Annotated in this window: 21 protein-coding genes; 14 read left to right on the top strand and 7 right to left on the bottom strand. The window is 46.4% G+C overall.

Annotation, left to right across the window (positions count from 1 at the left end; translation table 11 throughout):
* Nucleotides 1-49 precede the first annotated feature (49 nt).
* Complete coding sequence (locus AC5YBX_RS01660; RefSeq protein ID WP_494520255.1) at nt 50-2,089, bottom strand: multiheme c-type cytochrome; 2,040 nt, start codon at nt 2,087-2,089, stop codon at nt 50-52.
* A 497-nt stretch (nt 2,090-2,586) separates the two neighbouring features.
* Between AC5YBX_RS01660 and AC5YBX_RS01655 the strand changes: the two genes are divergently transcribed.
* The 5 genes from AC5YBX_RS01655 (at nt 2,587) to AC5YBX_RS01635 (ending at nt 7,103) form a co-directional block, all read left to right on the top strand.
* Nucleotides 2,587-4,569: a heme lyase CcmF/NrfE family subunit gene (locus tag AC5YBX_RS01655; protein WP_494524265.1), complete on the top strand. Its 1,983-nt coding sequence runs from the start codon at nt 2,587-2,589 to the stop codon at nt 4,567-4,569.
* Complete coding sequence (locus AC5YBX_RS01650; RefSeq protein WP_494520257.1) at nt 4,569-5,045, top strand: cytochrome c-type biogenesis protein; 477 nt, start codon at nt 4,569-4,571, stop codon at nt 5,043-5,045. The genes AC5YBX_RS01655 and AC5YBX_RS01650 overlap by 1 nt, the downstream gene beginning before the upstream one ends.
* The gene (locus AC5YBX_RS01645; RefSeq protein ID WP_494524264.1) at nt 5,038-5,631 is read left to right on the top strand and encodes a TlpA family protein disulfide reductase; all 594 of its coding nucleotides are present in this window, start codon (nt 5,038-5,040) and stop codon (nt 5,629-5,631) included. The genes AC5YBX_RS01650 and AC5YBX_RS01645 overlap by 8 nt, the downstream gene beginning before the upstream one ends.
* 173 nt (nt 5,632-5,804) lie before the next feature.
* Entirely contained in the window at nt 5,805-6,383 is a 579-nt protein-coding gene (locus AC5YBX_RS01640; RefSeq protein ID WP_494520259.1) for a nucleoside triphosphate pyrophosphohydrolase family protein, read from the top strand.
* 183 nt (nt 6,384-6,566) lie between these two features.
* Complete coding sequence (locus AC5YBX_RS01635) at nt 6,567-7,103, top strand: thioredoxin family protein (RefSeq protein ID WP_494524263.1); 537 nt, start codon at nt 6,567-6,569, stop codon at nt 7,101-7,103.
* A gap of 176 nt (nt 7,104-7,279) precedes the next feature.
* Here the strand turns inward: AC5YBX_RS01635 and AC5YBX_RS01630 are convergent, their stop codons facing one another.
* Together AC5YBX_RS01630 and rhlB are read right to left on the bottom strand one after the other, a co-directional pair.
* Nucleotides 7,280-8,221, bottom strand: a complete 942-nt coding sequence (locus AC5YBX_RS01630; RefSeq protein ID WP_494520261.1) for a Ppx/GppA phosphatase family protein — start codon at nt 8,219-8,221, stop codon at nt 7,280-7,282.
* Nucleotides 8,222-9,529: an ATP-dependent RNA helicase RhlB gene (gene rhlB / locus AC5YBX_RS01625; protein WP_494520262.1), complete on the bottom strand. Its 1,308-nt coding sequence runs from the start codon at nt 9,527-9,529 to the stop codon at nt 8,222-8,224.
* A gap of 172 nt (nt 9,530-9,701) precedes the next feature.
* On the opposite strand from rhlB, the gene trxA reads away from it, so the two are divergent.
* The gene (gene trxA / locus AC5YBX_RS01620; RefSeq protein ID WP_110455649.1) at nt 9,702-10,028 is read left to right on the top strand and encodes a thioredoxin TrxA; all 327 of its coding nucleotides are present in this window, start codon (nt 9,702-9,704) and stop codon (nt 10,026-10,028) included.
* A 231-nt stretch (nt 10,029-10,259) separates the two neighbouring features.
* Nucleotides 10,260-11,525 (top strand): transcription termination factor Rho, encoded by a 1,266-nt coding sequence (gene rho / locus AC5YBX_RS01615; protein WP_475515622.1) that lies wholly within the window; start codon nt 10,260-10,262, stop codon nt 11,523-11,525.
* Nucleotides 11,526-11,596: 71 nt separating this feature from the next.
* On the opposite strand, the gene AC5YBX_RS01610 is transcribed toward rho, so the two are convergent.
* From AC5YBX_RS01610 to AC5YBX_RS01595, 4 genes are all read right to left on the bottom strand, one after another.
* A complete protein-coding gene (locus AC5YBX_RS01610; RefSeq protein ID WP_475515621.1) occupies nt 11,597-12,328 on the bottom strand; it encodes a fumarate reductase iron-sulfur subunit in 732 nt (243 codons plus the stop codon).
* Nucleotides 12,328-14,328, bottom strand: coding sequence for a fumarate reductase flavoprotein subunit (locus tag AC5YBX_RS01605; RefSeq protein WP_475515620.1), 2,001 nt, complete (start codon nt 14,326-14,328; stop codon nt 12,328-12,330). The genes AC5YBX_RS01610 and AC5YBX_RS01605 overlap by 1 nt, the downstream gene beginning before the upstream one ends.
* Before the next feature lie 32 nt (nt 14,329-14,360).
* Nucleotides 14,361-15,035, bottom strand: a complete 675-nt coding sequence (locus tag AC5YBX_RS01600; protein WP_475515619.1) for a fumarate reductase cytochrome b subunit — start codon at nt 15,033-15,035, stop codon at nt 14,361-14,363.
* Nucleotides 15,036-15,183: 148 nt separating this feature from the next.
* Complete coding sequence (locus tag AC5YBX_RS01595) at nt 15,184-15,906, bottom strand: fumarate reductase cytochrome b subunit (RefSeq protein ID WP_475515618.1); 723 nt, start codon at nt 15,904-15,906, stop codon at nt 15,184-15,186.
* 346 nt (nt 15,907-16,252) lie between these two features.
* Here AC5YBX_RS01595 and prmA point away from each other — a divergent pair, with 346 nt between their 5' ends.
* The 7 genes from prmA to AC5YBX_RS01560 all read left to right on the top strand — a co-directional run bounded on the left by prmA (nt 16,253) and on the right by AC5YBX_RS01560 (nt 22,156).
* Nucleotides 16,253-17,134, top strand: coding sequence for a 50S ribosomal protein L11 methyltransferase (prmA, locus tag AC5YBX_RS01590; RefSeq protein WP_475515617.1), 882 nt, complete (start codon nt 16,253-16,255; stop codon nt 17,132-17,134).
* 151 nt (nt 17,135-17,285) lie between these two features.
* Entirely contained in the window at nt 17,286-18,254 is a 969-nt protein-coding gene (gene dusB / locus AC5YBX_RS01585) for a tRNA dihydrouridine synthase DusB (protein ID WP_475515616.1), read from the top strand.
* Nucleotides 18,255-18,271: 17 nt separating this feature from the next.
* Nucleotides 18,272-18,577, top strand: a complete 306-nt coding sequence (fis, locus tag AC5YBX_RS01580; RefSeq protein WP_011864135.1) for a DNA-binding transcriptional regulator Fis — start codon at nt 18,272-18,274, stop codon at nt 18,575-18,577.
* A gap of 200 nt (nt 18,578-18,777) precedes the next feature.
* Nucleotides 18,778-19,557, top strand: a complete 780-nt coding sequence (locus tag AC5YBX_RS01575; protein WP_494524262.1) for a hypothetical protein — start codon at nt 18,778-18,780, stop codon at nt 19,555-19,557.
* 84 nt (nt 19,558-19,641) lie between these two features.
* On the top strand, nt 19,642-19,851 hold the full coding sequence (locus AC5YBX_RS01570) for a helix-turn-helix transcriptional regulator (RefSeq protein ID WP_494524261.1): 210 nt from the start codon (nt 19,642-19,644) through the stop codon (nt 19,849-19,851).
* Nucleotides 19,852-20,324: 473 nt separating this feature from the next.
* Nucleotides 20,325-21,329, top strand: a complete 1,005-nt coding sequence (locus AC5YBX_RS01565; RefSeq protein ID WP_494524260.1) for a YagK/YfjJ domain-containing protein — start codon at nt 20,325-20,327, stop codon at nt 21,327-21,329.
* Nucleotides 21,330-21,499: 170 nt separating this feature from the next.
* Nucleotides 21,500-22,156, top strand: a complete 657-nt coding sequence (locus AC5YBX_RS01560; protein WP_494524259.1) for an HGGxSTG domain-containing protein — start codon at nt 21,500-21,502, stop codon at nt 22,154-22,156.
* Nucleotides 22,157-22,247 lie beyond the last annotated feature (91 nt).

Raw genomic sequence — 22,247 nt, 5'->3', positions numbered from 1 at the left:
GCACAAAGGGTTATCAGTCCCCCATGCCTAGGTCCGTTAGCAATCCCTTTTAGTGAGCTTTAGCCGAATAGCCGCTGCCGTCTAAAATGTTTTGCGCTTGTGTTACATAGGTCAGTGCTGCATCGAGACGTTTTTGGCTATAACGGAAGCCATGCACACCCCAAGAGCCATCTTTCTTAATCAAATCAACTGCCTCTTGTGCTTTCTCTGCGAGCATAAGCACTTGAGTCTTGTCTTCAGTTGATAGCTTAGTGACTTCGAGTAACTGATCGATGCGAACCAAAGCTTGTTCGACTTGGGTGAACACCTCTTTGATTGGCTTCTGCCACTTCATCACTTCACCGTAGATCTCCATCTGATCTTCATAATGCAGACCAGTTTCTAGCTCTGACTGGAACTGACTATGACAACCTTTGTTTTCAACCACGTCGTGGTCGGAAATTGAGGTACGAGCACAGGTCCACATTAAGTCAAGGTATGAACGACCCTCTTCATTTTTCGCCACTGTCCAACCTTTCGCCCCTTCAGGACCTGCAACACGCGACTGGCCTTCTGGTGGGTTAAGAGTTTTACGCGTTGGGTTGACGTCAATTTTCCACATGTGTGACTTACGCACGGCGTCGAAACCGGCTTGGTCTGGGAATTGAATCGCTTTGAAGTTTTCACAACTGCCCATGTTAGGCATGTGACAGCTTTGACACGTTTGTTCGCTATGGGTATCGGTATTGCTAGCGATTAGGGTTTGCGCTTCATGGCAATCCTTACAATCTGTTTTCAGCTTAGGCTTAGTGATATCCGACTTCCAATCACCATCGGTGACTTCGTGTGGATCATGACAAGTAGTACAGCGCATGCCTTTTTCATAGTGAGCAGAGTTGTACATTTGCGACCCTTCGGTACCACATGAAGGACAAAGTGACTTCATTTTCACGCCAAAGGCATACTCACGCTTCTCTTGAGCTTGCGGTGTATCGGCCAAGGTCTCGTCATATTGGAAACGTTGATGACAACGCTCACAGTTTGACTCCATACCACCGGTACCACCATCTAAGTGACCGCCTGCGCCATGACACTCTTCACACGCGATACCGCGGCTAATCGTGTGCTCTTGCAGTTTCTTCGGATCGCCCAAGGCATCAAAGAACTCTTGCTTGCTTTGGAAGTCGAACTTGAAGGTGTGGCACACTTCACAGTATGAACTCGCTGGTTGGAACAATAACTCTTTACGGTACTTAGCGCCGTAAGAGCTCATGCCCCACTGATGCGAACCACTGGCACCGAACTCTTCCATTGTGGTGGGGAATTCAGGGATAACTGCATTGATTTTTTGAGCCATTTCTGGGGTGAGCCATTCCGCCCAACCACGAGAGAACTGGTTACCACCGGCAATCATCTTACCGGTACCATCTTTAAGTAAACCGCCTTCGATATGATAAGTACCGCGGACTAGCCAAGAGTCGATAAAGCCATATTTGGTGCGGGGCGTACCCACTGTGGCATAAATCGCATCAGGGGTAATACCATCTGGCAAGATGGAGGTATCCTTAGTCTGATACATGGTTTGTTCGATGTCGTTACCCACTTCTGGGTGCTCACCAGGGAAACGAATTGTTTTAGCATGACGAGAACGCTGCCACTTTTCATATTGGGTTGCATGACATTCGGCACATTTTTCGGGGCCGACAAAGTTATTAGGATAGTCAAGAATCGATTTAGCCCCTAAGCGGTACTGCACCGCACGCGGCGTACCGACTCTGGCGCTATATTTAGGGCTGTGACCTGTATCTAAATATTCTTCACCACGGTCACTAATGTGATATTCGCCGACTAAATTACCGGCTTCATGGTATTTAAACATGGGGTGGTTCTCAAATAAGAAGTCAAATAGCTCTGCTTCTTGAACCACGTAATCTTGCAGTGTTTTCACACCATTCTTTTGTTCTGTACCTTGATAGTTAGCAATCGCATTTTGCGCGGTTTTGCCCATTTCTGGTACGCTGTTATATTTACCACCAGCAGCGTTAACATTAGCAATGGCACCGAAACAAAATAGCACGCTTAAGGCTACCTTGTGTTTCCATCGTCTCATCATTCACTCCTAAATTTTATTTTATTTTGTATTGCTATAACCAACATTTAATTGCTCATCCATTACACAACCATCTGTTGGATTTAATAAAAACAACCGTTAACCGAACGACTTATACAACTGAGCAAGTTCAGTATTCTTCACATAAAAACCATTAAAAACATGAGCTAGCGCACACCTCCTGCGCCATTATCTATCAACAGTTGTAAAAACAGCAAAAGACAATTAAAAACAACACTTTAACGTGATGTTGAAATCTGTTTTTTAGATATGAATTGAACTCTTTTAGATGTAAAAACACCTCAAAATAAAGATTTATTTTTCAAAAATATTCAGCGAATAGGATGGATTGTTTTTACTTGCTTAAGCTCACAGAAACGCTTGCGCCATTAATTTACTGTGCATTTAACACAGTCTCTATTTATCTATATAAGCAAAGTTAACGCTATCGATTAATAAATGCAGACACGCAAATAATTAATATCATCGGTGGAACTATGGCGGCAGAAATTGGGTTATTACTACTTATTATTGCAACAGTAATGTGTTTACTCATCGCAGCGTTACCACTATTTAAAAGCAGCAGCGGTGAACCACAAACCCATACACTCACCAGCTTATTAATTCATCTCAATACTGTTGCCCTACTGGGGGCAATTGTTATTTTGGGCTATCTGTTTATTACTAACGATTTTTCGGTCGCTTACGTGGCCAACCATTCCAACACCCAATTAGCCAGCATCTATAAGGTGGCGGCGGTATGGGGCGGTCATGAAGGCTCAATGCTATTTTGGATAACCGCCACCGCTCTGTGGAGCAGTTATATCGTCAACCAGCACAAAGCTAACAATGCCTTTATGCGCAGCCTTTGCGCCATTCTCGCCGCCATCATGTGCGGTTTCTTACTCTTCTTACTGTTTACCTCTAACCCGTTTGCACGCTTGCTGCCCAACATCCCGCTCGAGGGACGCGACCTAAACCCTATACTGCAAGACATTGGGCTAATATTGCATCCGCCACTGCTGTTTGTCGGCTATGTGGGGCTGACGGTCTGTTTTGCTGCGGCCGTGGCCGCGCTACTCGATACCCAAGCTAACATTCAAGCCCACTGCAAGCGCATCCGTCCATGGGCTATTTTAACTTGGGTAGCACTCACTGGTGGCAACGCCTTTGGCTCATGGTGGGCCTATAACGAGCTAGGTTGGGGAGGGTGGTGGTTTTGGGACCCAGTCGAAAACGCCTCATTTATTCCTTGGTTAGTGGCCACCGCCATGATGCATGCACTCATATTGAGCAGTAAACGAGATGATTTTTATGCTTCGACCCTATTCACTTGTTTGTTAGGCTTTGCCATCTGCCTACTGGGCACCTTCTTAGTGCGCTCAGGGGTGGTGCAATCGGTCCATGCCTTTGCCGCCGATCCGAGCCGAGGCGTGTCGATTTTGACTCTACTGATATTATTTTCGGCTGGGGGCTTTACCCTGTTTGCCTACCGCGCGCCGTCATTACTCAAAACTAGCCGCTATAGCCTGCACAGCAAAGAAAGCCTGATGATGCTGGGCAATCTTATCCTTCTCGTTGCAGCTCTTTCCATCTTACTTGGCACCTGTTACCCGTTGCTGTATGAAGTCCTTACCCAGCAAAGCATTTCCGTTGGCGCGCCCTACTTCAACAGTCTGTTTATTCCGTTGCTGGTATTGATTTGCCTGCTAATGGGCGCAGCGCCGCTGGTGCGCTGGCAACAGGCACAGCCCAAGGTGTTTATGCAATTAGGCCTGTATGCTGGGCTGGCATTCGGGCTGGCGTTGCTACTGAACCTGATAGCGTTACCCCAGCTTAGCGGCTACTTTATTTGCGGCAGTTTTTCTGCTCTATGGTTGATTATCTGCATCGTGGCGGCGGTGCGGTTGCACTATGGTCACCGAGCGCCCAGTACTGGCAGAACCCAGCATTTTAACGCCATGTGCCTGGCCCATTTGGCCGTGGCAGTGAGTATTTTAGGCGCAACCACTGTGTCTCATTTTGAGCAGGAAGAGTTACTGCGAATGGGCCCGGGACAAGGTAAAGTCGTCGCGGGGTACACCTTTGTTTATGAAGCAACTGAGCAGGTTGAATATCCAAGCTACAGTGCGATTCAGGCCAAAATTCAGGTTAGCGATGCCAAGGGGCAAGTGTTTGCTTATATTTACCCACAGCGACAGACCTTTAACACCAACGGCATGCAACTCTCGGCAGCGGGGATCCATCGCAGTTTGTTTGGCGACATCTACATCTCCATGGGGACGCCGCTCAGCGACAGCGAATACCTTGTGCGGATCAGTTATAAACCTTTGGTCAATTGGATTTGGATAGGAGCCTTAATGATGATGGTGGCCGGTATCTGCCTGCTACGCCGCCCAGCAACTCCCAGCGCTGCGCGTAACCCTCACAGCGCAGGGCATCGCCTTGGTGCGCCGTCAGTACATAATGGAGGGCTGTGATGAAGTCTAAGCTCACACTTTGCCGACTTGTCACATTCAACTGCCTGTTATGGCTAGGATTAAGCGTATTTTCGGCCAACGCTACAACGCCGTCATCCTTGCCAGCATCAACGCCAGCCCCTGTCTACTCGCAAGCCGAAATAAAAGCCCTGGGATTTGATATCGCTAAGTCGCTACGCTGTCCCATGTCGGCCAATCAAAACCTGTTGGACTCGCAAACTAAGATAGCCAATGAGCTCAAAGCAGAAATTTTTCTGCAGTTAGAACAAGGCAAACGTAAAAGCGAGATCATCGATTTTATGGTGGCCCGTTACGGCCAGCAGATCCGCTATATGCCAACATTTTCCGTAGGAACTTTAGTGCTGTATCTGTTTCCGCTGGGGTTATTGCTATTGGTGGCGGCATGGGGATTCAAGCAACATCAATCGACAACATCTTCCTCTAAAATTAGTAATATGGATACGCATCATGACTAAACAACTGCTGGTTATCATCGGCTTATCAATGCTACTCACCATGGGACAATCGCAGGGGGCCATGCCAAATGAAAAGGTGTACGCCACTGGTGATAACTTACCTAAACCCATGATCATGTCGCGCTTTATCGAGATGCAACACGCGCGCAAAGTCAGTGAAGTCCCTTTTGAAACGCTTGAGGGGGCCAAGGTTAAGCTGAGCGATTATCGCGGCAATCTGGTACTGGTTAACCTGTGGGCCACTTGGTGCGCCCCCTGCATTAAAGAGATCCCGATGATGGACAAGATCCGGCGCGATAATCACACCAATAAGTTAGTGGTACTGCCACTGTCTATCGATGAGCAATACGAGCAAGTGGCCGCATTTTTAACCCGCCATAACTTAGGAGACTACCCTACGTTGATCGATCCACAGCAGCAGATCGATAAGATGCTTCCAGCAGATGTAGTGCCTGCTACCTATGTGTTTGATGGCGAAGGTAACCTCATCGGTTTTTTGCGCGGTTATTTAGATTGGGGCGATAAAGAGGTGCAACCCTACCTTGAACAACTCACCGCCAAGTATGCATCACCCACTCGTTCTTAATTTGCCATAGTTTATCCCCCCGCTTTCATTGCTCCCGCCCGACAACGCGACCCTTTCGTCGGGCGGTCTTTTTTATCTCGGCATCGCTAGCTTGAGCTGCGACCACGACTTTCAATTACCGCACCATTAAATTAGAATTGCGCCATTAATCGTTATGTTCCAAGGCCAGTTTGATGAAATTAACCGCACTACAGCAACCGCTTTATGATCACCTTTATCGCGATATTCACCAGTTCCGCTCTACCTTCGATCTGCCCATTGAAGATACCAGCAGCCTCGACGATAAAGCGGATACATTACACACCTCTTTAGCGATTGAAGAGCTGACCGAGCTAGCTGAAGCCGATTGCCGCATAGAACAAGCCGATGCGATTGTCGACTCTGTTTATGTATTGATGGGGCGTCTGGTGCATATGGGTGCCAAACAGGTTAACGACTGTATTGCTATCAGCTACCTTATCGATCTGCTGCTGCATGTGGCCAATAATCGTGATATCGATTTTGTGCGCTGCTGGGATGAAGTGCACTCGAGCAACATGAGTAAGGTGTGCCGTAATGAACAAGAGTTAGCAGAAACCGTCGCTCATTATGCTAAACAGGGTGTTGACATTATCGGTAGCAAGAAAGGCGACTTCATCATAGCTAAATGTGCTAAAGATGTTGATATGGCAGGTAAAGTCGTGCGCCAAGGCAAGGTGCTAAAATCAGTTTACTACCGCCCTGCCGATCTAAGTCGCTTGATAAAAGCCTAATTTATCCTTCTCAGGAGCTGTCTAACATGATCCGTCTGAAATGAGATGAGACCTAGGTATCATTAATTGAATCCCAGCCGTGACCCAGTTAACAGCTAAGATAATAAGCACTACTCGCTAACCGATTTAGATGATTGAATAGGGTTAAATGAATCTAGTGCTTATCGTCCCTGAGGAATTATCATGACCAATAATATTGCAGCCTTACTCGCCACTACGGCGCTATTTTTTAGCACTCAGGTATTGGCTAATGGCGGTTGCGCCTTTGAAGGCAAGCAAGAAGGCTTTATTGCCACTTGCAGTGAGGAGAAACAAGAAGTGATTCTAACCGGTATCGTTCCAGCACAAACCTTAGTGACCGAACTTAGCGAATTTGGCGAAGGTTACCAAACTTATCAAGTCGATACAGCAGCCATCGAACCATTAAAAGCGATCACTGAGCCGACTGAAATTGTCGTTATTATTGGCACTTGGTGCCCTGATTGTCACCGCGAAACACCGCGCTTTATTCGCATCATAGAGCAGTTGAACAATCCCAACGTCAAGGTGACCTACATAGGGGTGGATCGCAGCAAACAAGATAGCGAAGGCTTAGCGGCGCAGTACGAATTTAGCCGTATTCCGACCTTTATCGTCAAACAGCAAGGTGAAGAGATTGGCCGCATTGTTGAGCGTCCACAGACCTCACTAGAAGTCGATCTGGCCAACATCCTCAACTAGGCCGTTAGCCATGACTCATAAGAAAGCCGCATTAGCGGCTTTTTTTGTGCAGTCATGTTAACTAATCCAGTGCTAACTTGTTGCATGCAAATTAAGCGGGAGCTCTTGCTTAATGAGACGCTCTGGGGCTGCAACTGTGGGTTAATCGCAGATATATGTGGACAATAAAGACGTGATTATGCAGCAGATGTAGCTGCAATTCGCCGAGATAATTGTAGTAATACGCCTTCACGCAGCGCACCGCCCGACAAATTTAACGACTCAATATGCAGCACATTAAATAAGCCCAGTAAAATCGATAATCCTGCGGCAAAAGTGGGGGCTCGCTCAGGATGTAAGCCTGCAATCTGCAGCATGCTAACATCGGTTTGACCTAGCACTTCATCGCGTAATTGCAACAATATCGCAGGAGTGATGGTTGCAGACAGGCCACGCGCGTTGAGTAGTTCAACGATTGATTGCACTGTACCCGATGCGCCAACCACACTATGCCAACTAAGCTGAAGCAGTTGAGCACGATAATCACCCAACAGGTTAACGACCTGTGCCTGTGCAGAATCAAAGTCTGCCAGCTGAAATGGAAATTGAGTGAAAAACAGTTGCTTAAACGTAACGCAGCCCATAGAAAGGCTGGTTTTGAGGAGCACTTTGTCGCCATCACCAATAATAAACTCAGTGCTGGCACCACCAATGTCGATCACCAATCGGCGACCCTCTGTGGTGGTAGTCGCAACCATGCCTTGATAGATCAATTCCGCTTCACGCAGCCCCGAAATAATCTCAATCGGTTGACCTAAAATAGGCAGCGCCGCTTGGCAAAATGCGCTGGCATTATTGATGCTGCGCAGTGTCGCGGTGGCAATAACGGTAATATGGTCGCGGCTAATGCCCTCTTTATCGAGCATCTGTGAAAACATCTTTAGGCAGTCAAGCCCACGGGTAAACACCTCGGGGCTTAATACGCCATCAGGGCCAATGCCTTCGGCAAGGCGCACCTTGCGCTTATATTTTGCCACCACTTTAGGGCTGCCGGCGACGGTTTGCGCCACCAGCATATTAAAACTATTTGATCCTAAGGTAATGGCCGCATACTTAGGCCCTAAGCCAGCGCGCTTCATTTAGCTGTGTCTACGCGTCCTATCGTGACGTCTTGGGCGTGCGCCAGGACGTGCACCTTGTGGTTTGCCACTACCAGGGCGGCCAGCGGGACGCGTGGTGTGCTTACGATGAATGCGTACAGGCGGCGGTAAATCACTCAGCAAGGCTTCACTGTCGTAATTAGTGACAGGAATAGAGTGCTGAATATAACTCTCGATCGCCGGTAAGTTGAGGGCATACTCTTCACAGGCAAAACTGATCGACTTCCCTTTTTGACCCGCACGTCCCGTACGACCAATACGGTGTACATAGTCTTCGCAATCATCGGGAAGATCGTAATTATATACATGAGATACGTCAGAAATATGCAGACCACGTGCAGCTACATCGGTGGCTACCAAGATATCCAACTTACCTTGGGTAAAATCTTCTAAGATACGAATACGCTTCTTCTGTGGCACATCACCCGTTAGCAGTCCAACACGATGTCCGTCACCTTCTAAGTGGGCCCAGATATTCTCGCAGCTGTGCTTGGTGTTAGAGAAGACAATGGCTTTATCTGGCCAATCTTCTTCAATCAGCGTCAGCAACAGACGCATCTTCTCTTCCTGTGAAGGATAGAAAATTTCTTCAGTAATATTTTTTGAGGTTTTTTCGCTTGGGGCAATTTCCACTTTCTCGGGATCATTCATATGATCATAAGCCAGCTCTTGCACCTTCATCGACAGCGTCGCCGAGAACAACATATTCAGGCGCGATTTGGCGTCTGGCATACGTCTAAATAGGAAACGAATATCTTTAATAAAGCCTAAGTCAAACATGCGATCGGCTTCATCGAGCACCACTGCCTGAATCGAGCTGACATTGAGTACCCCTTGGCGAACGTAATCGATGATACGCCCAGTGGTACCAATTAAGATGTCGACGCCTTTATCAAGCACCTTACGCTGAACGTCGTAGCTTTCACCACCAAAAACAATCCCGACTTTTAGCCCGGTGTGCTTGGCCAGCAAGTTGGCATCTTTGGCAATTTGAATCGCTAGTTCGCGTGTCGGCGCCATCACAATCGCACGAGGCTGATTGATCTCACGTCCTTCAGGAGCTGGAGTGGTCAATAAGTGGTTAAAGGTGGCGACCAAAAAGGCTAAGGTTTTACCTGTGCCTGTCTGTGCTTGACCCGCAATATCTTTATGCTGGAGTAAAATTGGTAATGATAATGCTTGGATTGGCGTGCAATATTCAAAACCGCTTTCGATTAGTGCCTGTTGTATCTCTGGATGCAGAGTAAAGTCGGCAAACTTTGTATTTGTTAAATGTGTTTCGCTCATAGCGCAAGCATACCAGTTAGGGTTGCAATAAGGAACTTAATCGTTTGAAATAGCGGCTAATGAAAAAACAGCTCTGAAAGCCGCTAAAAAAATCTTGAAAAGCTGATTTCAGACCCAATATACAGCTTAAGCCATTAACAAACCAGTAATGGCACCTCAACTGGAGAACATCATGAGCGATAAAATTATTACCTTAAGCGACGACAGCTTCGAAAACGACGTACTTAAGTCTGACATCCCTGTAGTGGTGGATTTCTGGGCTGAATGGTGTGGTCCTTGTAAGATGATCGCCCCAATCCTAGATGACGTAGCAGAAGAGTACGAAGGCAAGGTAACTATCGCCAAGCTAAACGTTGACCAAAACAATGCTTCACCTGCTAAGTATGGCGTACGTGGTATCCCTACTTTACTTATCTTCAAAAACGGTGAGCTAGCCGACACAAAAGTGGGCGCATTGTCTAAGACTCAACTTAAAGAGTTTATCGACGCACAGCTGTAATATCCCGATCTCTATGACATTTTGATCGCAGAAAGTGACTCTCGACACAGCTTACAAAAGTAATTGTGTCGGGATTCGCTAAATTTCTAGACGCCTAGCCTTGTTAGTGCTACTTTAATAACCAGACTCATTCTAACTAACCCACTTCTTGCTATTCGATCGATATTCTTAATATGTTGTACATTCATTGATCAAAGATAGCATTGTCACGTAAGAACAAGACCCACCAAGATGAATTTATCAGAATTAAAAGACACACCGATTTCAGATTTAGTACAACTCGCCCAAGACATGAAGCTAGAAAATATGGCCCGCGCTCGCAAGCAGGACATCATTTTCGCAATCCTTAAAGCCCACGCAAAAAGCGGCGAAGATATTTTCGGTGGTGGTGTTTTAGAGATTCTGCAAGATGGTTTTGGCTTCCTTCGTAGTGCTGACGGCTCATATCTCGCTGGCCCAGACGATATCTATGTTTCACCCAGCCAAATTCGCCGTTTCAACATGCGCACCGGTGACACCATCTTTGGTAAGATTCGTCCACCAAAAGAGGGCGAACGTTATTTTGCCTTATTGAAAGTCACCGAAGTTAACTTCGACAAGCCTGAAAACTCTCGTAATAAAATCCTGTTTGAAAACCTTACCCCACTGCATGCTGAAGAGCGTATGCGTATGGAGCGTGGTAATGGTTCAACTGAAGATATTACCTCGCGAATTTTAGATTTGTGCTCACCAATTGGTAAAGGTCAGCGTGGTTTGATCGTGGCGCCGCCAAAAGCCGGTAAAACACTACTACTACAAAACATGGCCCAAAGCATTGCCTACAACAACCCTGAAGTAGTGTTGATGGTACTACTGATTGATGAGCGCCCTGAAGAAGTGACCGAAATGCAACGCATGGTAAAAGGTGAAGTTATCGCTTCTACCTTCGATGAACCAGCAAGTCGTCACGTACAAGTGGCCGAAATGGTTATCGAAAAAGCCAAGCGTTTAGTTGAACATAAAAAAGACGTGGTGATCTTACTCGATTCGATTACCCGCCTAGCACGTGCTTACAACACAGTGATCCCATCATCAGGTAAGGTACTTACCGGTGGTGTTGACGCTAACGCACTGCATCGTCCAAAGCGCTTCTTCGGCGCGGCACGTAACATCGAACATGGTGGCAGCTTAACCATTATCGCGACAGCGTTGGTTGATACGGGTTCGAAAATGGACGAAGTGATCTACGAAGAATTTAAAGGTACAGGTAACCAAGAGCTTCACCTGTCGCGTAAAGCAGCAGAAAAACGTGTATTCCCAGCGATTGATTTCAACCGCTCTGGTACTCGTCGTGAAGAGAAACTGACCACACCTGAAGAGCTACAAAAAATGTGGATCTTACGCAAAATCCTTAATCCAATGGATGAAGTGACGGGTATGGAGTTCCTTATCGATAAGCTTGCCATGACGAAAACGAACGAAGAGTTCTTTACCGCCATGAAACGCTCTAAAAGCTAATGATAAGTTAGCTTTACTGAATAAAAATGCCGCTAATTAGCGGCATTTTTTATGGTAAGCAGATGCTGTTTCTATACCAAGGCACCGGCCATCTTGCGGCGTAAATAGGCAATTTGTTGCATGTGCGGCAAATCTTTCGGGCAGTTATCCTGACAACCAAGTAAGGTCATGCAGCCAAACACGCCATCTTGATTACCAATCACATGGTAAAAATCTTCCACGCTACGAGCATCACGACTGTCGAGTTCGAAGCGAGCGATTTTCATCATGCCTACGGCACCCACAAAGGTGTCGCGCATCTGCTTGGTGGCACAGGCAGACACACACACACCGCACTCAACGCAGCGATCGAGCTCATACAGCTTTGCCGCCTCCTCTGGGGCCATTGGCGCCTCGATGCGATGGATATCGATTTCATCTTGCCTTGGATGCAACCACAACTTTAGGCGTTCGGCGAGTTCGCGCATAAACTTACCCGTGTTGACCGACAGATCGCCAATTAATTCAAAGCCGGGCAGCGGCATCAAGGTGATCTCACCTTTAGGGTATTTACTGGTTAAGGTGCGGCACGCCAGTGTGGGATACCCATTGATCACCATGGCGCAGCTACCACAAATACCGGCGCGACAGACAAAATCAAACTGCAGCGAGGGATCCTGTTTTTCCCTGAGCATATTAAGGGCGATAAATACCGTCATGCCGGGGGCTTCTTCAAGCTGGTATTTAACCATCTTGGGCTTATCGCCAGGTTCTTGCGGATCATAGCGAAAGATAGAAAACGTTAATAGACGACCCTGACTCATTACTTTTGCTCTCCCGCTGGGCGATTGTCGAACGGCTTGTCATGCAAGCGCTCATTTTTCTCTTGTAAAGACGGCGGCACCTCAAAAGGCATCAAAGCCCGCTGCCGCTCAAAGCGATTGGCATTGTCACCTAATCCGCTCAAAATTTCGGTAATTTGTTGCTCACGCTTGGCGGTATCAGGATGCGCTATCGCATTATTGATTCCGTAACCACGGTAACCTGGTGGTAATTCCATTTTCATCACATCCAACTGTTCATAATCCAGCGCGGGTAGCGTGGCATCAGCACTTGGCCAGCTCGATAGCGTGCGGTTGAGCCACTCTTTATCATTACGCTGTGGAAAGTCTTCACGGGCGTGGGCACCGCGACTTTCGGTGCGCGCCTCAGCCCCACAAGCGACTGTGAGCGCCACTTTAAGCATGCGCTTAACTCGCAGTGCTTCTACCAATTCAGGGTTAGCGTGGCGCTTTTTACAGGTTAAGCCGATATTGCGCGAGCGCAGCAACAAGGCTTGCAACTCATCCACCGCTTTTTGCAGCTCGGGACCATTACGGAAAATGCCCACGTAGTCCATCATAATCCGTTGCATCTCAAGCTTAATATCAAACGCTGACTCACTGCCCTGCCCTTCAACTAAATCATCGATTTCGCCGCGTACCTGATTAACAAACTTTTCCACCAGCGCAGTATCAATCTCTAAGGTATTTTGCTGACAAAAATCGGCGACATATTTACCTATGATCATGCCTCCTACCACGGTTTCAGCCAAGGAGTTACCGCCTAAACGGTTAAAGCCGTGCATGTCCCAACACGCCGCCTCGCCCACGCTAAATAACCCTTTAAGCTGCGGGCTTTGACCTGTGGCATCGGTGCGAATACCGCCCATCGAATAGTGCTGGGTCGGGCGCACTGGGATCCAATCTTTGGCTGGATCGATACCTAAAAAGTTTTCGCAGATCTCTTTGACTTCGCGCAGGTTAGTCTCGACATGTTTGCGCCCCAACAAGGTAATATCGAGCCACAGGTGCGGCCCATACGGGCTATCGACCCCTTTCCCTTTGCGAATATGCTCAGTCATGCGCCGCGATACCACATCACGGGATGCCAGCTCCTTTTTCTCTGGCTCATAATCGGGCATAAAACGATGGCCATCTTTATCACGCAGTAAGCCACCGTCCCCCCGACAGCCTTCGGTGGTTAAAATCCCCACTGGCACAATGGCGGTGGGATGAAACTGCACCGCCTCCATATTACCCAGCTTGGCCACACCGGTTTCAAGCGCTAATGCTTGACCAATGCCTTCGCAGATAATGGCATTCGTTGAGACTTCGTAAATTCGTCCATAACCGCCAGTGGCAATCGTGGTCGATTTAGCAATATAGGCACGTAACTCGCCCGTGATCAGGCAGCGAGCGACCACACCGTGGCAGCGCGACCCATCGTGAATTAAGGCTAAGGCTTCGATACGCTCATGAACGGGGATATCTAATGAAATAGCTTTATTATCGACAGCATAAAGCAATGAGTGACCCGTGCCGTCTGCCGTATAGCAGGTGCGCCACTTCTTGGTGCCGCCAAAGTCGCGGGCATTAATTAACCCATGCGCTTCTTCAGCTTCTTCAATAGTGACCTTTTGGGCATTGACCACGACATCACGCGGCCCTTTGGTTACCCGCGTCCAAGGTACACCCCAGTTTGCCAGTTCGCGCACCGCTTTGGGGGCACAATGGGCAAACATACGCGCGACCTCTTGATCGCAACCCCAGTCCGATCCTTTTACCGTATCTTGAAAATGGACATCTTCATCATCGCCCATCCCTTTTACCGTATTGCCAAGGCTTGCCTGCATCCCCCCTTGGGCGGCGGCCGAATGCGAACGTTTAGCTGGGATCAATGACAATACAACAGTATCTAAACCTCGCTCTTTTGAAGCGATTGCCACCCTTAGCCCCGCGAGTCCAGCTCCAACGACCAGAGAATCGGTATATATCAGTTTCACACTTGCTCCTTAACAGGGTATTGAACCACCACTTATTGGCTCGCATAGGGAAGAAAGGCGAGCAATGACGCGATGCCAATCACCACAAACACAACACTTATAATGGTTTTTATTTTTTTAATTCGCGCGCGATGATTAAGTGCTTTCTCGGCGCCCCACTTTATGGCGACTCGATAAAGGCCAATGGCGGCATGAAGCTCGACACATAATAGCAATGGTAAATACACCATCCACACACCATCATTCCAAATGCGCTCGGCGCTGCCGGATGGACCAATAGTCTCGGGGGCACTACCAATCAACCACAGGTGTACTGGTAATAACAAAAAGATCCCCACGCCCGTGATGGCCTGCCAGACCCATAACTTAGTATCGCCATGAGTGATCACCGTCATCTGCTTACGCAAAGCTCGCTGCTGTGCCAAGTTAAGTGGCATTTTATGCACCGCCACCAACACGTGTATCAAGGCCAGCACAGCCACCACTACGGCGATAATAGATACTACCCAAGGATAACCATGACCATCGGCACTTAAAAAGCTCAGTTCCATGGTTTTGGCCACCATGGTCATCGCATCGCCTCCCAGTAAAATAGAGGACACTAACAGCAGGTGAGTCCATAAAAACAGGGTCAATATGACACCGGTGAGACTCTGGCTCAGATCGAGCCAGCCACTTAATTTATTGTTATAACGAGTCAGCGACATATCTTCCCCTTATCGATGGCATCAGGTTGCCTTAAAATTGGTAACCAATAGCCCTAATGTCGCTCACAAACAGTCACTAAACCGTGAGGCAGATCAAAACACTAACTAATACTTCACAAAATGCTAAACTACCTAAGCTAACCCATCATCAAGGTACAAAAGGTGTGATAGGCAATGTCAGCTCACGGCCAATAATGAGGTATGACACCAAGCTCAACACGCCAATGCTAATAAGATAAATAATCAATATCTTGATAACCTTACGCAGCCCACGACGATTAAGCGTCAAGCCCCACTTCAATGCCACTCGATACAAACCTATCATGGCGTGGATCACCACAGCCGGCAGCAACAAGGCATACAGTAACCACGCATTGGCGTGATACACGCGTTCAGCAGAAAGATGTGGGCCTATCTCAGGGTTAGTGATCATGGTAAAAATATGCACTGGCGCTAAGAAAAACAAAATAAAGCCCGTGGCTAACTGCCAAAACCAGGCGTGACTGTCTTTATGGTTAATGCCCTGCATATGGCGCCTTAAGGCGCGCCACTGGCCCAACTGCGCCGGAAAACGCCGCAGTGCCACCGCCGCATGAACAATGACCACTAACATGATAAAAATCGAAAATACCTTAGTGACAATCGGCATACCATGACCTGTCGAGGTAAACAGCCCCCCTTCAAGAAACTGCACCACATGATAAAATGCCTCTTTACCTAATAAAATACTGGATTCAAAGTGCAGGTGAGCCAATAAAAAGCACCCCAGCATGATGCCAGTTGCACTTTGAATTTTGTCCGCCTTGGCAGACCATGGACTGCCCAGCGACGCATAATGGATATGATGAGATTGCATACTTTTGGGATTCATTATCATTCAACGCCTAGTGTCGGGATCTACACCATAGCAGCAAGCGTGCAGGGTAAACGCCTGTAATAAGCAAAGCGTGATTTACCTCACCCAGCAAGCAAGCAACTTTTGACTTAGTTCACAAACAAACCTTAAAATACAAAACAAAGGTCAAACCACTTAACCAAATATAATCATAGAGTTAAACAACCAATTTAAACAAAACAATCCATTCGAAAATAGCGTTATAAGTGCTTGAATCGGCACTTTTATTCTACCGAGCGCAAATATCAATAACAGATCACTCTGCCTTTAACCGCCGCATGGTTTACAATAACGCCATTATTGACCTAAGAGAGAAGATCCCATGGCTTGGATCCAGTTAAAAATTGATACCGACAATCAACACGCCGAACAATTAAGCGATATGCTGATGGACTTTGGTGCCCTGTCGATCACCTATGAAGATGGCAAAGACAACCCGATTTACGAGCCAAATTTAGGTGAGACTCCGCTATGGAGCCACACCGTACTGACGGCGCTGTTTGAAGCCGACTATGATCTAGCCCCTATCGTTGACATGCTCAAGCTGCAGCCTTACTTAGGCGTCGACTTTAGCCACAAAGTAGAGCAAGTTGAAGATAAAGACTGGGAACGGGAATGGATGGACAATTTCCACCCCATCCAGTTTGGCAAACGTCTGTGGATCTGCCCTAGCTGGCGTGAAGTGCCCGACCCACAAGCCGTGAATGTGATGCTCGACCCAGGCCTAGCCTTTGGTACCGGCACCCATCCAACCACGGCGCTGTGTTTAGAATGGTTAGATGGACTGCAACTTAACGGCAAAGAGGTGATCGACTTTGGCTGTGGCTCTGGCATTTTAGCCGTAGCCGCGCTGAAACTTGGCGCAGCAAAAGTCACAGGCATCGATATTGACTACCAAGCCATCGATGCCTCTAAAGCCAATGCCGAACGCAACGGTGTTGCCGATAAACTGGCGCTATTCCTACCCGAAGATCAGCCAGCTGACCTAAAAGCGGACGTGCTCGTGGCCAATATCCTCGCCGGCCCACTGAGAGAATTAGCGCCGCTTATCGCCGAAAAAGTCAAGCCGGGCGGCTTATTGGCACTATCGGGTTTGCTTAAAGAGCAAGCCGACGAAATTAGCCAACATTACGCCCAATGGTTTGACATGGACGCGCCTGCTCACAAAGAAGATTGGAGCCGCTTGACAGGCACCCGCAAATAACGGTAAAAGCCAGCGGCCGCAAGGCCGCCACTGACTTCACAGCACACAAAAGTCAAGTAAAAAAGTTGCTCCCAGGTCATTTATTGACCTTTTCACCGGCTTGAAAAAGGCGTACTATAGCGCCCCTTTGAAGCGCAAGGTGTAATGATAAATGCAGATTGGACCCTATCAACTGAAAAATCAGCTGATCGTGGCTCCTATGGCAGGAGTCACCGACCAACCCTTTCGAAATCTCTGCTTACGTTATGGCGCTGCCTTAGCGGTTTCAGAGATGCTTTCGTCCAATCCTGAAGTTTGGGATACCGACAAAAGCCGTCAGCGTATGACACATGCTGGTGAGAATGGGATCCGCTCAGTACAAATTGCAGGAGCCGATCCGGATATGATGGCTCACGCCGCCGTTGTCAACGTACAACAAGGGGCGCAGATCATCGATATCAATATGGGATGTCCTGCAAAAAAAGTGAATAAGAAGCTGGCTGGATCGGCACTACTACAGCAACCAGAGCAAGTAAAAGCGATTTTGCAAGCTGTCGTTGCCGCAGTGGATGTCCCGGTTACACTGAAAATTCGCACCGGCTGGGCACCAGAACACCGTAACGGTATTCAAATAGCCCAAATAGCAGAAGATTGTGGTATTGCCTCGTTAGCCGTACATGGCCGCACGAGACAATGTATGTACAAAGGCGAAGCCGAGTACGACACCATTGCCGCTATTAAACAGAATGTCTCTATTCCGGTTGTCGCTAACGGAGACATCTGCACCCCAGAGAAAGCACGCTTTGTGCTTGACCATACTGGTGCCGATGCCCTGATGATAGGAAGAGGCGCTCAAGGACGGCCTTGGGTATTCAGAGAGATCCAACATTATCTGGAAACAGGTAATAAGCTAGCGCCAATTGAAGTGGACGAAAAGCGTCAAGTGATGCTGGAACACCTCAAAGACTTATATGCATTGTATGGCGAATACAAAGGGTTACGTATCGCCAGAAAGCATGTTGGATGGTATCTGGACCAAGAAGCGCAGAGACCATTGAGAGCCGAGTTTAATCGGCTGGAAACTGTTGAAGAACAATGTTCCATGTTGGAACGTTATTTTGATGAATTAGTAAAGAATTAATAAAGAGCAGAATACGAATGTTTGATCAGACAACTCAACCAGAAGCTCATCAGCTTACCGTAGGCAAAATCGAAACCGCTAACGGCACTATCAAGCCTCAGTTACTACGTGACGCAGTTAAGCGCGCAGTAACTAACTTTTTCGCTCAAATGGACGGCCAAGAAGCTGAAGAAGTTTACGAAATGGTGTTATGTGAAGTTGAAGCACCTCTACTAGATATCATCATGCAGCACACTCGTGGCAACCAGACTCGCGCCGCCAACATGCTAGGTATCAACCGTGGTACGCTACGCAAGAAATTAAAAAAATACGGCATGAACTAAGAAGCAATTCTTAACTAGCTGTATCAGAACGGGTTTTCCAGAAATGGGAAGCCCGTTTTGCTATGCGTGCTACACACGATGCTACACACGGACAATCTTTGCATCGGGAAAATACCACAAAGCAGAAAACCACAACCTACTAAGTCACAAGGAAGTATCGAGGTACGTCAACTCAGCCCTTACTAGCTAGCATCGAAAATATGAATAAAAACACATACATTAACATTGACACCATGTTCAAAATTGAAACCAGTGAAATCAACACATATTTTCAAGATATCGATATAGATTTTATCTACTCTGAAATTGCAGCCATTGAACAGCAAGTTTTAGTGTTAGAACCTTTAATGCAATCCCCTATAGAGATTTTTTCACCCTCACCGTATAAAGAAGAGCATGCAAGCTTAAGTATCTTCTTCAAAATGTGCAGGCAACTTAAGGTCGTTAGTGGTTTAACTGCAATCAATAAGGGCTTGGATAGGTTAATAATATCAGCTGCAAAAAGCGATGAAGTAATGCAAACTGAATTTGAAAAAAACCAAATATATCTTATGTACAACTTGATGTTGCTATATAAGTTAATTGGTGAGTTTAATCAGTTTTTTGAAGATTACCCATATATAAAACGCACCAAACTTACTGATGCTCAGGCTTCGTTTGATGAGTACGAGAAATTTAATAATGAGTACGAAATAGCTCTAGACTTTACGTATGAAGTGTTCAGTAAGTTCTATATGCTCAAAGAAAATCGACACTACAAAGTACATACCCTCATAAAGGTGATAAATAATTACTGTAAAGACAACGATGTCCCATATCCAAAATCCAAGGATAGTAAGGCATACACTGATTTTTATAAAAAAATCCTAGTCTTTGCTACTAAAGAAGCAAAAAAAGTTGGTCGCAGCATAAAGGGATCGACCTTTATAGACTCTGATGATTTTGCTCGGTGTTATGGACACCTCCTGCTAAAAGTTTAATTACCCTCCCCCCCCTACTCCTTCTATTTCACGATTAAAAAAGTAAGTAAAGTCACTCTCGAACAAACTTAAACGAGAGTGACTATGACAACACTAAACCCTATCTCAACAGACCGTATCGTCCGCGAAGCCGAGCGTAAAAGTATCACCTCTATATCACGTACAACGGCTTGGACTCTAGAGCGTAAAGGCCTTTTCCCAAAGCGTCGCCAACTATATCCCCAAGGCACCGCTGTCGGATGGTTGCTATCAGAGCTCAATGAGTGGGTCAGCTCACGCCAAGCTATCAGTTAGGGAAAGTTAAGATGCCGAAGATAGAAAATGATCACTTAGCAATGTACTTAGATGAAAACCGGTTGCTCAAGAAACCTGAAATCCAGAAGCTCTTAGGGATCAGTCGTTCAACATTAGGGAGAAGGGTTAAGTCAGGTCAATTCCCATTACCAGCACTGATACAGAATGGTCGCTCATTTTGGCGATTCAAAGACATCCATAAATGGCTTACTAAGTGATAAACAATAAGCAGGCTCAGGCCTGCTTTTTTATACCCTAAATAACTCATTGGGTTCGTCAGCTGGGTCTCAAAAGACAAGCTTCGCCGCTGACACACTTTGACCCACTTATGAAATTAACATTAACAAGCTGAAAAGCCCTCGAACCCAGATACGCAGCATCGTTCAGGCAAAAACCAATAATGGATTACGGCGGATATTAAATAATATACCCCGTTAGGCTAGCAGTAATGCAAACAACTAGAAAAACTAACCATGGCTAAAAAGACAAATAAACCCAGCAGCAAAGCTAAGTCCCGTAAAAAGCCCTTTTGTATAACCAAACACAACTCAACATTGTTTGCTTACAAGAACCATGCTTACGATGTTTTTAAACCGGATCATAAGTGTTTAAGTAAAAGCATAGTCAATACCATGATCTCTAATTACGAGATCATGCTTAGCCATTACAAGCGACTGCTGGTTGCTAGGATTGACCTACACCCAAGCTATTACTCTGTTGATAATCAAACAATTACAAAATTCTTAAAGCAGTTACAGCAATTGCTTGAAACCCAATACCAGTGCAAGGTTATTTACCATTGCGCCAGAGAGCAGAACACATCGGAGATTGAGCATTATCATCTTGAAGTCATGCTAAGCGCCCACAAGATAAAGCACTCATACCGATTACAATCGCTTATTAAAGCAATGTGGGAAATGCATGCAAATGGCACAGTGTCATTTGTTGAAAACCCTTATTGCATCACTTACAGAGGCGACAAAGCCTCACTCAAGAGTGCCATCTACCGCTCAAGTTACTTGGCTAAAGAGCACACTAAAGAGCTAAATGGCAAAGCTAAAGGCTTTTTAAGCAACAAGCTCGCTCCGGCAACAGGCTTCGACCCAACTACAGATCTCATGCTGGTGGACCCAGAAATCACCTTAGAGAACAACAGGCGAAAACAAGCGTTTAAACATTTCCAAATAACTAATCCACAATTCAATAGCCAAACAACTCGGCCATCAAAATATGGCTGGTTTAATCCGCTTTCTCATGAGCAGCAGCTAAAAGCGTGTATTGCCGAAAGGCCCACCAGCTTAAAGCATTTAACCAATAACCCTCTAAGTGATGCCAAACCAAAGTATCGCTACAAAGACTCGCTCATAAATGATCAAGCTAATGAAGTGATCACTCAGCATGTAACAGTGATCACTCGACTGATAGCCCATGAACCGAAAAGTGATCACTCTTTTTTGGATCACTTAGCTCATCAATGAGCAAATCATAAGACCGCTATAAACAACAGAAAACCAATAAACCTCGGGGTGTTGTGAGCATTTCAGTGATCAACTGCTAACGACAAATTTCAAAATGCAGAACAAAGCCCATGAACCGAAGCAATTTCAAAAAGTGATCACTCGATTGATCCAAAGGAGCAGAAACAAAAATGGCTAGATTTAACCTTGATAACTTGCCCAAATGCGGTGCTAAAACCAGAAGTGGAAAGCCTTGCCAGCGTTATGGAAATATTACCAATGGCCGCTGTAAGCTACATGGTGGACGCTCTACTGGTGCAAAAACTAAAGAGGGAAAAATGGCGCTACGTACTAATGCCTTACTCAACGTTTTTGCCTGGCACTGCGATAAAACAATCTATCAACAAATCAAAAATTCAGACCTTGAAGGCGCCCTTACCGCCTATCTAACTCTAATTGAATTAATAGACCTAGACTCTCGTGAACTAAAAGATACGGTTTTCAACCTCGTTAACCAATATAGAGTTGAGCTAGAAATGTGCAAATACCTCATCGCAGAGCGTGATGGCGCAGCAGCTTTATTGCTCATTCAATCAGCGTTAGATCATTACTATAAAGATGATGCCTACCAACACTTACTCTTCCACATTCATGCGCCAATATACCCCACACCTTTCTTTCAAAGGCTTATTGGTTCCAATGCTGAATTCAATCATCAGATGAAGTTAATGGCTAATACTAACAGAAAAAAAGGACCTTTCTACACAGGCAGCACTAGATTAACCCCGGGAATGAGAGCATTCAACAAGCAGATAAAAGCACTGAAGAAAATGTACAAAGACCTATGACGTCAATGCCACCTGCAAGATCCACTCAAGTAATTAAGGCAGGTAAATAGTCAAACACTCTCCTTATCAATCCTTGAGCTAAATCCTGTGC

Source organism: Shewanella sp. 492 (assembly GCF_059338445.1).
The sequence above is the reverse complement of the archived record's forward strand: the minus strand, read 5'-3'. Positions and strand labels throughout refer to the sequence as shown.

Coding starts and splice junctions, on each gene's coding strand:
- AC5YBX_RS01660 (WP_494520255.1), bottom strand. CDS start 2,089: ATGAGACGATGGAAACACAAGGTAGCCTTAAGCGTGCTATTTTGTTTC.
- AC5YBX_RS01655 (WP_494524265.1), top strand. CDS start 2,587: ATGGCGGCAGAAATTGGGTTATTACTACTTATTATTGCAACAGTAATG.
- AC5YBX_RS01650 (WP_494520257.1), top strand. CDS start 4,569: ATGAAGTCTAAGCTCACACTTTGCCGACTTGTCACATTCAACTGCCTG.
- AC5YBX_RS01645 (WP_494524264.1), top strand. CDS start 5,038: ATGACTAAACAACTGCTGGTTATCATCGGCTTATCAATGCTACTCACC.
- AC5YBX_RS01640 (WP_494520259.1), top strand. CDS start 5,805: ATGAAATTAACCGCACTACAGCAACCGCTTTATGATCACCTTTATCGC.
- AC5YBX_RS01635 (WP_494524263.1), top strand. CDS start 6,567: ATGACCAATAATATTGCAGCCTTACTCGCCACTACGGCGCTATTTTTT.
- AC5YBX_RS01630 (WP_494520261.1), bottom strand. CDS start 8,221: ATGAAGCGCGCTGGCTTAGGGCCTAAGTATGCGGCCATTACCTTAGGA.
- rhlB (WP_494520262.1), bottom strand. CDS start 9,529: ATGAGCGAAACACATTTAACAAATACAAAGTTTGCCGACTTTACTCTG.
- trxA (WP_110455649.1), top strand. CDS start 9,702: ATGAGCGATAAAATTATTACCTTAAGCGACGACAGCTTCGAAAACGAC.
- rho (WP_475515622.1), top strand. CDS start 10,260: ATGAATTTATCAGAATTAAAAGACACACCGATTTCAGATTTAGTACAA.
- AC5YBX_RS01610 (WP_475515621.1), bottom strand. CDS start 12,328: ATGAGTCAGGGTCGTCTATTAACGTTTTCTATCTTTCGCTATGATCCG.
- AC5YBX_RS01600 (WP_475515619.1), bottom strand. CDS start 15,035: ATGTCGCTGACTCGTTATAACAATAAATTAAGTGGCTGGCTCGATCTG.
- AC5YBX_RS01595 (WP_475515618.1), bottom strand. CDS start 15,906: ATGAATCCCAAAAGTATGCAATCTCATCATATCCATTATGCGTCGCTG.
- prmA (WP_475515617.1), top strand. CDS start 16,253: ATGGCTTGGATCCAGTTAAAAATTGATACCGACAATCAACACGCCGAA.
- dusB (WP_475515616.1), top strand. CDS start 17,286: ATGCAGATTGGACCCTATCAACTGAAAAATCAGCTGATCGTGGCTCCT.
- fis (WP_011864135.1), top strand. CDS start 18,272: ATGTTTGATCAGACAACTCAACCAGAAGCTCATCAGCTTACCGTAGGC.
- AC5YBX_RS01575 (WP_494524262.1), top strand. CDS start 18,778: ATGAATAAAAACACATACATTAACATTGACACCATGTTCAAAATTGAA.
- AC5YBX_RS01570 (WP_494524261.1), top strand. CDS start 19,642: ATGACAACACTAAACCCTATCTCAACAGACCGTATCGTCCGCGAAGCC.
- AC5YBX_RS01565 (WP_494524260.1), top strand. CDS start 20,325: ATGGCTAAAAAGACAAATAAACCCAGCAGCAAAGCTAAGTCCCGTAAA.
- AC5YBX_RS01560 (WP_494524259.1), top strand. CDS start 21,500: ATGGCTAGATTTAACCTTGATAACTTGCCCAAATGCGGTGCTAAAACC.